This window comes from Winogradskyella sp. HB-48 (assembly GCF_049942685.1).
GTDB lineage: Bacteria > Bacteroidota > Bacteroidia > Flavobacteriales > Flavobacteriaceae > Winogradskyella.
Genome location: NZ_CP187934.1, coordinates 2,119,568 through 2,131,297, shown reverse-complemented (window position 1 = coordinate 2,131,297; position 11,730 = coordinate 2,119,568). Strand labels below are relative to the sequence as shown.

Annotated in this window: 11 protein-coding genes; 3 read left to right on the top strand and 8 right to left on the bottom strand. The window is 32.5% G+C overall.

Annotation, left to right across the window (positions count from 1 at the left end; genetic code table 11):
- The first annotated feature begins 62 nt into the window (after positions 1-62).
- Positions 63-479: a DUF2141 domain-containing protein gene (locus ACPX19_RS09605; protein WP_426429786.1), complete on the top strand. Its 417-nt coding sequence runs from the start codon at positions 63-65 to the stop codon at positions 477-479.
- A gap of 70 nt (positions 480-549) precedes the next feature.
- Here ACPX19_RS09605 and ACPX19_RS09600 read toward each other — a convergent pair whose 3' ends face one another.
- The 3 genes from ACPX19_RS09600 to ACPX19_RS09590 are packed head-to-tail and all read right to left on the bottom strand — an operon-like array spanning position 550 to position 4,343.
- Positions 550-2,850, bottom strand: a complete 2,301-nt coding sequence (locus ACPX19_RS09600) for a TonB-dependent receptor domain-containing protein (protein WP_426429785.1) — start codon at positions 2,848-2,850, stop codon at positions 550-552.
- Positions 2,847-3,773 carry a FecR family protein gene (locus ACPX19_RS09595; RefSeq protein WP_426429784.1) on the bottom strand — a complete coding sequence of 309 codons (927 nt, stop codon included), beginning with the start codon at positions 3,771-3,773 and terminating at the stop codon, positions 2,847-2,849. The genes ACPX19_RS09600 and ACPX19_RS09595 overlap by 4 nt, the downstream gene beginning before the upstream one ends.
- 57 nt (positions 3,774-3,830) lie before the next feature.
- Positions 3,831-4,343 (bottom strand): RNA polymerase sigma factor, encoded by a 513-nt coding sequence (locus ACPX19_RS09590; protein ID WP_426429783.1) that lies wholly within the window; start codon positions 4,341-4,343, stop codon positions 3,831-3,833.
- A gap of 133 nt (positions 4,344-4,476) precedes the next feature.
- Here ACPX19_RS09590 and ACPX19_RS09585 point away from each other — a divergent pair, with 133 nt between their 5' ends.
- Positions 4,477-5,829 carry a hypothetical protein gene (locus ACPX19_RS09585; protein WP_426429782.1) on the top strand — a complete coding sequence of 451 codons (1,353 nt, stop codon included), beginning with the start codon at positions 4,477-4,479 and terminating at the stop codon, positions 5,827-5,829.
- A 102-nt stretch (positions 5,830-5,931) separates the two neighbouring features.
- On the opposite strand, the gene ACPX19_RS09580 is transcribed toward ACPX19_RS09585, so the two are convergent.
- On the bottom strand, positions 5,932-6,411 hold the full coding sequence (locus ACPX19_RS09580) for a Dps family protein (protein ID WP_426429781.1): 480 nt from the start codon (positions 6,409-6,411) through the stop codon (positions 5,932-5,934).
- Between the two features lie 104 nt (positions 6,412-6,515).
- On the opposite strand from ACPX19_RS09580, the gene ACPX19_RS09575 reads away from it, so the two are divergent.
- On the top strand, positions 6,516-7,454 hold the full coding sequence (locus tag ACPX19_RS09575) for a LysR substrate-binding domain-containing protein (RefSeq protein WP_426429780.1): 939 nt from the start codon (positions 6,516-6,518) through the stop codon (positions 7,452-7,454).
- Between the two features lie 27 nt (positions 7,455-7,481).
- Here ACPX19_RS09575 and ACPX19_RS09570 read toward each other — a convergent pair whose 3' ends face one another.
- From ACPX19_RS09570 to ACPX19_RS09555, 4 genes are all read right to left on the bottom strand, one after another.
- On the bottom strand, positions 7,482-7,679 hold the full coding sequence (locus ACPX19_RS09570) for a hypothetical protein (RefSeq protein WP_320556516.1): 198 nt from the start codon (positions 7,677-7,679) through the stop codon (positions 7,482-7,484).
- A 217-nt stretch (positions 7,680-7,896) separates the two neighbouring features.
- Positions 7,897-10,212, bottom strand: a complete 2,316-nt coding sequence (locus ACPX19_RS09565; RefSeq protein ID WP_426429779.1) for a DUF7619 domain-containing protein — start codon at positions 10,210-10,212, stop codon at positions 7,897-7,899.
- A gap of 101 nt (positions 10,213-10,313) precedes the next feature.
- Complete coding sequence (locus tag ACPX19_RS09560; RefSeq protein WP_426429778.1) at positions 10,314-11,141, bottom strand: TIGR00266 family protein; 828 nt, start codon at positions 11,139-11,141, stop codon at positions 10,314-10,316.
- A gap of 95 nt (positions 11,142-11,236) precedes the next feature.
- The gene (locus ACPX19_RS09555; RefSeq protein ID WP_426429777.1) at positions 11,237-11,692 is read right to left on the bottom strand and encodes a DUF4442 domain-containing protein; all 456 of its coding nucleotides are present in this window, start codon (positions 11,690-11,692) and stop codon (positions 11,237-11,239) included.
- Positions 11,693-11,730 lie beyond the last annotated feature (38 nt).

The window sequence follows — 11,730 nt, the reverse complement described above, 5'->3', positions numbered from 1 at the left end:
TTAAGTAATGTTAGATATTTGAATCATCAATTAAAAAACATTAACTATAAACACATTACACGATGAAAAATTTAATCTTAACACTTGCTTTAGCCTTAACAACACTATTTAGTTTTGCTCAAGAAGAAGGCATTACAATTACAGTAACTATAGACAATGTTACAAGTAACGAAGGAAAAGTTTTAATGTCGCTTCACACATCTGAAACCTTCATGAAAGGTAAAGGTATTAAAGATGCTGAAAGCACAATCGAAGACGGTAAAGTAACCGTTACTTTTGAAAATGTATTACCAGGAGAATATGCGATTTTGGCTTTACATGACAAAAATGATAACAGGCGTATGGATTTCGAAGAAAACGGAATGCCTAAAGAATCATTTGGCGCCTCTAACAATGTTATGGCTATGGGACCACCACAATATGACGATGCCAAGTTTACCGTTGAGGGCATAGACTTAGATATAAATATTAGGTTCTAAACAAAAAAATCATCAATCAAAACGTAAAGCTTTCAATGTCTCAATCGTTGAAGGCTTTATTTTTTTGAAATCACCAATACAATCTAAACATAAAATTTGGCGTAAAACCTATTGAATAACGTTCGATAAGTTCTACAGGATCGTTTAAACTATTATTACCTCTATACTCTCTAGAAATAATATTAGCTCTGTTATACAGGTTGCGCATAGAAAGACCTACTTTACCTCTAAGCTTATTCTTTTTAGAAAACTTGAAACTATATGTAGAGGACAAATCTAGCCTGTGATAAACTGGCAATTCGCCTGTATTAATTCCGTTATTAAATATGAGTCCATCTGCACCTTCATCCGCTATTGTGTAGGGCCTGCCTGTTTGCCACTTCCAACCTAAAGCAACTTGAAATTCGTTTAAATTATAACTTAATGCTGCCGACACAGCGTGAGTAATATTAGTCCTTGAGTTGAATGACTTATTATCGTTAAGATTTTCGAACTTACTTTTAGCCTGATTAAATGAATAACTTATCCACGAATTAAATCCATCAAATCGCTTTTTTAAAAACACGTCTGCACCAAATATATTTTGGTTTCCTGTTTTAAAGCCAGTATTTTCAGGGTTCAAAAAGCCTAATGATAGTGCCGAAATGTTCTTTTGTTTTTTATAATACACATCAGCATCTAAACTAAAACCATTTTTGGTGTAGATAAAACCCAATGAACCATGCTGGCTATTAATTATTGGAAAATCATTACCGTTTGCTAACCTCCAAACCCTATTCTCTAAAGACAAATCACTAAAAACTGTTTCGTCTATTTCACTTAATATCTGATTTTTAATTTCAGCACTGGCTTGTAGCTTAATATTATTGTTGAGCGTCTTTAAAATCAATAACCTGGGTTCAGCTCTAACCACATCTAATTCTTTAAAATAAGTACTTCTTAATCCAAATGAAATATCAATTAACTCTGAATTTTTGTAATCTACATTTCCATAGGTACTGTGCGATTGAATTATTTGTTTTTCAGTATCTAAAACAAAACGTAAATCTTCGGTATTAACAAAAATGTAGGACACATCTTTTAGTGTGTACTGATATCCAAAAGTATACTTAAAATGACTTGAGGAATCATAATTGAGCTCTGTAGATATTCCTGAATCATAAATTGCATTTTGCTTTTCAAAATCTGATGTCTGCTCATTATTCTCCGAAGTAATGAAATTATAATCAAGTCTATAATTTGAAAAAAACAATTTTGTATTAAGGCTTAACCTATCATTCAAGTTATAATCCCAACCTAAGCCATAACCTATGTTATTAATATTAAGCTGATCATTAAATTCTCTACTTGCAGTATCATCTTTAGACTTGTAATCTAACTGATTATCAATGCTAATCATACTAGCATAGATATAATTTGAAGCATTTGGTTTGTAATTCAACTTTACGTTGTAATCCAAAAACGAAAAGTCATTATCACCAGAGTTATCTTGACTTATCTTGGTGCTTTCAAAGACCTTATCTGCTAATTGATTAAACGTAAATGTTTCAAGTAGTTCTGTATAACTTCTTCGCAATGAAGTCTGAATACTTAATTTTTTATCAATTATTGGTAATTCTAATATGGCGTCCGTATTAATACCATTAAGACCTATTTCAGCTTTAAAATTTTCACTTATGGAACGTTCTGAGCTAATATCAGTAACTGAAGATAAACGCTCACCATACCTTGGGTTTGTACCTTTATTAATAAAGGTAATCTCAGAAGCCACATTTGGATTTAATGGTGAAATCATTCCAAACAAGTGCCCTTTATGATATAAGTTGATACCATCCCAAATTAAACGATTCTGATCGGCATAGCCACCTCTAACAAAAAAACCAGACGCCGTTTCATTCGGACTCAATACACCTGGTAAAAGTTGAATACTTTCTAATACATCTGGCTCTGTTAAACCAGGTAGAATGCCCAATTGAGAAGGATATAATTTAAAAGAGCCATCTTTCTTTTTCTCTATACCCTTAGTTATATAGCTTTTTATGAGCACTCTATCTAGTTCTTCGGTATCTAAACTATCTTCCCCAGATAAGCTTATAATTACATATCGCTTTTCTAAAATTTCAAAATTAAGGTCCGTAAGATTTTTTAGCTCTGTTAACACCTCGGATAAAGTTCTTTCCTTTGGATTTAGTGAAATTGCTTTTTCACTTACATAATCATCTTTATACGAAAACAGAACACCATATGTTTTCTCAACTTCTTCTAATGCCTTTTTTAACTCTATATCTTTAAACCCAATATAAAAAGCCTCTTCTTGTGAAAAGGCTAGTGTAGGAAGTAACATTAAGACCAAGATATAGATTAACCTCATTCTTTATACCTCAGTTTAATGTTACGTTTTTCTTTTTCAGAGTATGTGATATTGAGCGTTTCAAAAACGGTTTTTAAGGCGATATTTAAGCTATCGTGAGGAAAACTACCTGTAAAAATTTCTTTATTATTTATTCCACTTGTATCAAACGTTACGTCATAGTTATTCTCTAATGCTTTAATAACTTGATATATTGGCACACTCTTAAAGGTGCTTTCGCCCTGTATCCATGTAGGCACTTTTTCCTTATCCTTGTACTCTTCTACCAAATCACCACCTAGACTTCTTACTGCATTATTGGGCAAAAGAATATAGTCAGACTCTAATGTTTTTACACCAACCTTACCTTCATAGCAAACTACATCAAAATAGCCCTGACTAGAGTTAACATTAAACTGTGTTCCTAAAACCGATACCGAGCCGTTATCCGTGTTAACTGTAAACGTTTCCCCTTTTGCTACCTTAAAATAGGCCTCACCGCTTAAATAAAGTTTACGGTCATTTTTCCAATCGTCTTCATCATATACAATTTTAGATTTAGAGTTTAAAATCACTTCTGAGCCATCTAAAAGTGCAATAGTTTTATTTTCTCCAAAACCTGTTTCAATAATGACTTCGCTATCATCTAAAAGAGTAAACAACCCGAATGACACTATAATTGAGGCTGCAATACCAACAAACCAATTCTTGTAAAGTGGTATTACTTTTTGTTTTCTAGTTGCGATTTGCTCTTTAATTTTAATTAAGGAATTATCAGTTGGCGCATCCAACTGTTCTCTGATTTCAAAACTCTTTCTCAACTTTAAAAAAGCCAAATAATCCTCTCGGCTAACAAGTTTTTTTAACTCGTTATCCGTAAGTTCGCCTTCTAACCATTTGGCTAAAAAAGTATCAGAATCGTTATGTAAATTTTCTTTTTTCATCCTTTCTATAAATTAAGACAACCTTGCTGTAAAAAACCCTACTTTTTAAAAAATAAACTAGACGTCGCCTATTACATTTCGCATTGTTACCAATGCCTGATGCATTCTTTTTTCTACTGCTTTAACAGAAATACTTAGTTCTTCAGCAATCTCTTTGTATTTTTTCTTTTCAATTCTATTCATTAAAAAAACTTCGCGTTGTTTTTCTGGCAAGTTGGCAATAGCAATTTCTAGCTTATCCATAAACTCCTTCTCCAGCATTATAAACTCTGGAGAAATATCTATCTTCTCGTTTTGATTTTGCTTATTAAAGTTTCTAACTACTTTTTCGTGCTTTACCTCATTTAAAAATAAATTATTGGCAATTGTGAAAATATAGCTCTTCACTTTGTCATAATCCACCTTACTACAATTATCCCAAAGCTTAATAAATACATTCTGCATCAAATCTTCAGCCTTATTGATATCTTGTGTTTTAAAAAAAAGAAAACTCCTTATATCTTTTGCATAGGTTTTATAGATACCCTCAAAAGTTTTTGAGTGACAAATATTGCGGTCGTCTTTTGTCATTAATGGTGTAGCACTTTATTGCTCAAAGCTATAAAAAAATAATTTTGAAAAAAAAGTAGGGTTTTTAATTAATGTGTTGTCTTATGATTGATTAACCTCGATATAACAAGTTAAAACCAAAAAATTATTAAAAATGAAAAATTTAAAATTAGCACTATTTAGCTTAGCGTTTTCTCTACTGATGGTAACATCATGCACTAACAACGAACCTGTTGGTGAAAACCCGCAACAAACCGAGGAAAGTCAATCCATTTCAATGGCTCTTGATCAATTGCGAGCAAAGTTTAATGATTCTGGAAATGTAAACCAAAGCGATAACCCTACAGGAAATATTGTCCTAGATTTCTGCTTTGATTTTGTGTATCCACTAACGTTATCCTACAACAATGGAGCAACTGTTACTGTTGAAAGTTTAGACGGACTAATAGATATTATGTTAGCCTCTACAAATGAGCTTTACATAAATGGAATTGCATTCCCTTTTGATGTAGAAGTCTTCAATGGTGACAATAACTCAATAGATATCGAGACTATTGAAAATGAAGAAGAATTCGTTGAATTGCTTACGAGTTGTGAATTTGATGATTTTGAAGCATGTGATTGTTTCGAGGATTTTAATCCTGTTTGTGTAGAAATAACGGATCCAAATGGTGGAAGTTTTGTTGTAACCTATCCAAATGCATGCTATGCAGAATGTGATGGATTTACAGCCGAAGATTTCATTGAAGACTGCCAAGATGATTACTATGCTGGTGGTGGTTTTGAATGTTTTGAGTTAAACTTTCCTATTTCTGTTGTTACAGAAGATGGAAATACAATCACAATAAATTCTGAGGAAGAATTAGGAACAGCATTATACGGTGTTTACGTTTTTGATTTTGTTTATCCTTTTACAGTTACCTTAGAAAATGAGACGGTTGTAACCATCAATGGACCTGAAGATATTGAAGCTATCTTAGCAGACTGTTATGGAGATTACAATGGTGGCGGAAATGATGATTGTTTAGAATGTTTAGACTTACCAGAAGATCCTGTTTGTGTACAATATACAACTCCTACTGGTGAGACTGTAATAGAGGTATATCCAAACGCATGTTTTGCAGAATGTTTCGGATTTACTGCTGAAGATTTTGTTGACTGTGAAGAAGATAACAATCCTGCGAATTGTAGTGAGCAAGAATTAGCTGCTTATCTCGCACAATGTGAGTGGAATGCTGTCACAAGCTTAAATTCTAATAACCAAGTCCTCAATTTTGTTTTCAATTCTGATGGTACAGTTAATGCTAGTTCAGATGGAGCAAGTGTTTCAGGTACATGGCAATTGGCTAGCAATCCTGTATCAAACGAAGTTTTTATGTTCTTTGTGCTTTCAGAACCTTTTGGTGATATTTCTAGCCTAGATTGGACAGTAGTAAGTTGTAGTGAAGAATTTATACAATTAGAGTCTACAAATGAATATTTATTTCTAGAACGTAATTGTGAATAAGACTAAAAAACTTAAAGTTAGTAAGTTGATTAATATAAAAGCCCTCAATGTGTGAGTTTTACATTGAAGGCTTTTCTTTATTTATTAGTTTGTATTGATAATTTAGACTGTTTCACCTAGCCAAGCCTTCATCATCCAAACTGTTTTCTCTTGCTCGGTAATAAAATCACTCATCATTGAATTGGTACCTTCATCATTGGCTTCATCAGAAGCTTCAAGGATACCTCTTTCAATTTTTAGTAATTCTGTAAGTGAATTTACGATCAACTCTACTGCTTTTTCATCTTTAGAGATGTTTTTCCCTACAGGAACTTTAGCTGCTTTTGTGTAATCTTCAAAAGTATGCAATGGTGTTGCCCCTAGTGTTAAAATACGCTCTGCAATCTCATCAACCTTTAAATTAGCATCTGTGTAAAGTTCTTCAAACTTTGCGTGTAAGTCAAAGAACGTACGCCCTTTAATATTCCAATGAATACCTCTTAAATTTTGATAGTATAATTGAAAATTTGCCAAAAGCTGATTTAATTTTTCAGCTAAATCTTTTGTTTTTTGTATATCTAAACCTATGCTATTTAGTGTCATTTTGTTGTGTTTTAATGTTCATTCAAATTTATCACTAAACAAAACCATAATTACTATAGATTTTATAAATAGTTTTTATATTTTTATAGTCTAATTAAATAGTCATGACCATCACACAACTTAAATATGCCTTAGCCATTGCAGAGCACAAAAATTTTACCAAAGCGGCTGAAAAGTGTTTTGTAACCCAGCCTACTTTGAGTACACAGATACAAAAATTAGAGGACGAACTAGATGTTGTCATCTTTGATAGAGGTAAAAAACCTATTGAGCTTACGGAAGTTGGAAGAAAAATAGTATTTCAGGCTAGAAACATTGTTAATGAAGCAGAGCGTATACAAGACATAGTCGATCAGCAGAAAGGATTTATTGGCGGAGAATTTAGGTTGGGCATCATACCGACCATTATGCCAACGCTTTTACCTATGTTTCTTAAAAATTTTATCAAAAAATATCCCAAGGTAAAATTAAAAATTGAAGAGCTTACGACTGAAGAAATACTTACCCGAATCAATGATGGTCACCTTGACGCTGCCATAGCTGCAACTCCGCTCGAAAGCGATAACATTAAAGAACGTGTTTTGTATTACGAACCTTTTGTAGCCTACATACCAGACAATCATAGGTTACGTGATAAGAAGACCATTGAAGTATCAGATTTAGATATTGAAGACATGCTACTGTTAGAAGATGGTCATTGTTTTAGAGAAGGAGTTATTAATCTTTGTAAAACCTTTAAAGACCAGATGGATGAACATTTTCAGTTAGAAAGCGGTAGTATTGAAACATTGATAAAACTATCTAACGAAGGTATGGGCATGACGCTTTTACCTTATTTGCACACACTAGATTTAAAAGAAAAGTTAAGTCCTAATCTAAGACATTTTGCAAAGCCTTCACCAGCAAGAGAAGTAAGCATTATTTATCACAAAAGTGAATTAAAAATGCAAATTATAGATGCCATGCACAGTGTTATCTCTGGCATTATACGCGGCGCCATTGCTTTTAGTGATGTGGAAATTATAAGCCCAATATCTAAATAAAAAAAGCGACTCGTAAGTCGCTTTTTTCTATGCTTTTAAATAAATTAAACATTGATTTAATTCAGGGTTCTGATTGATTAGGGACTGAATAAAAATTCGCAATTCTTCTAGTTCGTGAGGCAGTAAACGTTTAACTGCTTTTTCCACTTCTTTACAGAATAATGTCGCATCAAAACTCACCTTTTTAAGTACAGTTTTAGTGTACTCAAACATTGCTCTCGCCATAGGTAATTTTAAGTTTAGGTTCAACAAAAAAGTAGTTTTTCTCTATAGGCTATTGTTTCAATTCAATTTCTAAGATAGAAAAAAATCACAATTTTTGAAATCAAACCATTAAAGTTTAACAGCTTATTATGTTAAAAGTTGAAATTTCTCGTTGAACGTTTAATTTGTTAAAAGGGAATTCTTACGCTTTAATTAGTTGATTAACAATCAATCAACATTATTTTTTAACAAATTTAAGTACTTCTTTTTGTCCGTTTGAATATACTTCTATAAAGTAAACCCCAGATTTTAGAGCTGAAACAGATACCTCGTTTTGAACATTTGAATCATTCATTGTTTTGTTTTGAATTAACCTACCATTGATATCAAAAATCTTAATGGTGCCAATGTTCAATTTTGATTTAACATACAGTTGATTGTTTACTGGATTGGGAAACAATACCACATCATTCAGTTCAAAATCATTAACGCTAAGATTTTCCTGAACTGATGTTGAGTACATATTTGTTATAACTGGAAAATTAAAATCGAAATATATCTCTGCCTGATTGGTAAAGGTATCACCTAATTGCAAAGAATCTAAAGTTTTGATTTTAAAAACCACATAACCATCATTGTTAGCATCATCAAAAGGCAAATTGATTCCTTCAAAAATAAACTCAACAATATTGCCTTCTCTAATACGTGTGGTATAATTGTGGCTTGCATGTAGTGGAATAAGAGACGATACATCAAATTTAGTTGTGTCAATAACATCCTTTACCACAACATTAGTAGCATTAGCTGTACCAAGATTTTCAAATCTAATTCTGTAATGTACATATTCGCCAACATGCTCTGGTAAAATTGCGACACCCTCTAAGCATGTAACATCATTAGGGTCATAAGAGTTCACTACTATTTGCTTTAAGCCAAATGAGTTGTCACTTGCGGTCTCATCATTTAATATTGGATCTATTGTCACTTCAAAATCTAGTTCATCACCATCGTTTAAGGGAAAAGTTGAGTCCGTTGGCGTATTGAGATTAAACACTACCTCAATTTCTCTTGTTTCAAAAGGTTGTAAATCTGTATAATTCCATTGCAGATTATCAATAGCATTAATGTCCTCAGTTGGTATAGCCGATAGAAAATCCATAAAATCATCTTCAAAATCAAAACTTATACTACCACTTAATGTAGTGTTACCTTTATTTCTATAAATAATCTTGTAGTAAGAATCAAAACCAGGAACTGCTTGAGATGTTGGCACTATAATTACCTCTACATCGTTATGTACACCATCTGGAATCAAACAGAAATCTTGTATGTGGGCATTACCATCATCTGGAAAAGTTACTGTTGCAACATTGGGTGATACCGTAAAATAATCTGTGTTTTCTAAAACAGGATTAATTGTATGTATACCTTCCGAAACTGGTACAGAATAACTTCCAGAAGTATCTGCTAAATATGTTCCGTTATTGGTGCCATCCGTAAGTTCTAATTTTATGCTTGGGTAAAAATTATCACCAACATCACAACCATTGGTATTAGCATCTACTCTACTTTCTCCTTCAATAGTGTAGTATTCTCCACCTGGTGTAAATGAGCAATAAGAATTAATAACAGGGTTATAAATTAAATTAAGGTTCCCTAATATCTCTATATCACTTTCATCCGCGCAAATATAATCCACATTAATATATGCTGAAACATTAAACCACTGACTTGGTGTATACCCGTTTTTTAAATTAATCCACTCCGCAGTGATTGCTCCTAAATATAAAACGTTTAAATTAGGCTTCTGACTCAAATCTAAATTATCAAAATTACCACCATCAATTTGAAGATCAATAAGATTTGAGTTACTAGAAATATCCAAGTAATTTAAACCTTGCCAATAGACACCTAATGATTCTAAATTTGGGTGGTTACTGAAATCTAATTGAGTGATTCCTGTTGCTGATAAATTAAACACTTCGATATATATATTGTTTGATATATCTAAATTTTCTAAATAACTTAGAGTATATAAATGAATCTCTTTCAAATTCACAAGCTGACTTAAATCCAAACTAGATATAAAAAATGTATCAGTTAAAATCAAAACTTCAAGATTATTACAATTGTTAAAATCTATTGTGTTAAAAAATTCATTTTGGTTGTAATTAACGTTTAATTCATATAAACTTGGGAGGTTATTTAAAGTTAAGTTAGAAGCATAAAAATTAAAGATATACAATGATTCTAAATTTGGTAAATTTTCAATAACAAAGTCATTGTTATAATATGAAAAATTGCCTAGTTCTAATTCTATAAGATTAACAAAAGCCTCCAAACCCTGAAAAGAAGAAAAACTTATTGAACTAACATTAATTATCGTCGCAAGTTCTGCCTCAGAAACCTGTATTTCACCATCACCATTTGTATCTATAACAGGATCGTGATTTAAAAGCGCATTTTTAAAGTTTGTATCTGGTATATTAACAATCTGAGCATTACTTATTTTGAAAACACATAGCAGAAGGATTGATAGATAAAAGGTTTTCATAGATTTAGAATTTGATTAATAGCTATTTACAAGATACAAAAAACCAAAAAAGGTTGCGTTAAAAACACAACCTTTTGTCAAATTTTCCTACTAACTACAATTTAAAATCGATTATCACCATCTAACAAATCACCTAAACCTCCAAGAATACTTCCTTCTCCTCTGCTTTTACCCCCTGCTTTTGGTGCTGATGCTATAACTCTATCTGCTAATCTGCTAAATGGCAACGATTGTATGTATACTTTTCCTGGCCCTCTTAATTTGGCAAAGAACAGACCTTCTCCTCCAAAAATTGAGTTCTTGATACCGCCAACAAACTCAATATCGTAATCTACATCTTGTGTAAAACCAACGATACAACCGGTATCGACGCGTAAGGTTTCACCAGGCTGTAAGGTTTTTTCTGCCATGGTTCCACCAGCATGTACAAATGCCATACCATCACCTTCTAACTTCTGCATAATAAAGCCTTCTCCACCAAATAAGCCTCTCCCTAATTTTTTGGAAAACTCAATACCAACACTTACACCTTTAGCAGCACAAAGAAAGGCGTCTTTCTGGCAAATAAACTTTCCTCTAAACTCTGTTAAATCAATTGGTATAATTTTCCCTGGATATGGAGATGCAAATGATACATTTCGCTTTCCCGTAAGGTCGTTATAAAAAGCAGTCATAAACAAACTTTCTCCTGTAAGGATACGTTTTCCGGCACCTAGAATTTTTCCTAGGAAGCCTTTATCCTTTTGGGAACCATCTCCAAAAATGGTATCCATTTTAATACCGTCGTCCATCATCATAAAACTGCCAGACTCCGCAATAACCGCTTCTTGTGGGTCTAATTCTATTTCAACATATTGCATTTCCTCACCGTAGATTCTGTAATCTATTTCGTGTGCATTTCTATCTGTAAAATCTGGTAATTTTTCCATAATATTTTTGTTTTTTGGTTGATGTATGTATATGTTGTTTAAAATAACATTTTGTTACATTTTAATGAGATTGCTTCACTTGGTTAGAAATGACATTAACTTTTTACTTTAAGCGTCCATTCAAAATTAAAAGCAGACACTTCTACTCCATCTGAATTGACTCCATTGGCACTTAGCCAAACGGTTTGTCCTTCACCTGTTTCAATAGCTTTAGATATGGCATCATCTATTTTATGACCCTCTTTGCATGTAAATGTAATTCTTCCTGTGGCTTTCTTTGTAAACGATGCATTATTATTGGCAACTAACATGGATATCTTTTTACCGCTTTCTTTTATCTTTTTCATCACTAAAGCACCTGTGGTTAACTCCGCAGCCATACCTTGTACTGCCCAAAACATAGAGTTAAAAGGATTTTGATTTATCCAACGATGTTTTACGGTAACCACACAAGTAGTATCATCTAAAGACTTTGTTCTTACTCCTGTAAAATAGGCTGCAGGTAGCTTAAACATTAGGAATGTATTGAGCTTTGAGGGCGATATATTCATTTAAAACGGTTTAGATTTTCCACTAAAATAAATCAAAT

Excerpts from the sequence above, each read along its gene's own strand:
- ACPX19_RS09605 (WP_426429786.1), top strand. The coding sequence starts at position 63 with ATGAAAAATTTAATCTTAACACTTGCTTTAGCCTTAACAACACTATTT.
- ACPX19_RS09600 (WP_426429785.1), bottom strand. The coding sequence starts at position 2,850 with ATGAGGTTAATCTATATCTTGGTCTTAATGTTACTTCCTACACTAGCC.
- ACPX19_RS09595 (WP_426429784.1), bottom strand. The coding sequence starts at position 3,773 with ATGAAAAAAGAAAATTTACATAACGATTCTGATACTTTTTTAGCCAAA.
- ACPX19_RS09590 (WP_426429783.1), bottom strand. The coding sequence starts at position 4,343 with ATGACAAAAGACGACCGCAATATTTGTCACTCAAAAACTTTTGAGGGT.
- ACPX19_RS09585 (WP_426429782.1), top strand. The coding sequence starts at position 4,477 with ATGAAAAATTTAAAATTAGCACTATTTAGCTTAGCGTTTTCTCTACTG.
- ACPX19_RS09580 (WP_426429781.1), bottom strand. The coding sequence starts at position 6,411 with ATGACACTAAATAGCATAGGTTTAGATATACAAAAAACAAAAGATTTA.
- ACPX19_RS09575 (WP_426429780.1), top strand. The coding sequence starts at position 6,516 with ATGACCATCACACAACTTAAATATGCCTTAGCCATTGCAGAGCACAAA.
- ACPX19_RS09570 (WP_320556516.1), bottom strand. The coding sequence starts at position 7,679 with ATGGCGAGAGCAATGTTTGAGTACACTAAAACTGTACTTAAAAAGGTG.
- ACPX19_RS09565 (WP_426429779.1), bottom strand. The coding sequence starts at position 10,212 with ATGAAAACCTTTTATCTATCAATCCTTCTGCTATGTGTTTTCAAAATA.
- ACPX19_RS09560 (WP_426429778.1), bottom strand. The coding sequence starts at position 11,141 with ATGGAAAAATTACCAGATTTTACAGATAGAAATGCACACGAAATAGAT.
- ACPX19_RS09555 (WP_426429777.1), bottom strand. The coding sequence starts at position 11,692 with ATGAATATATCGCCCTCAAAGCTCAATACATTCCTAATGTTTAAGCTA.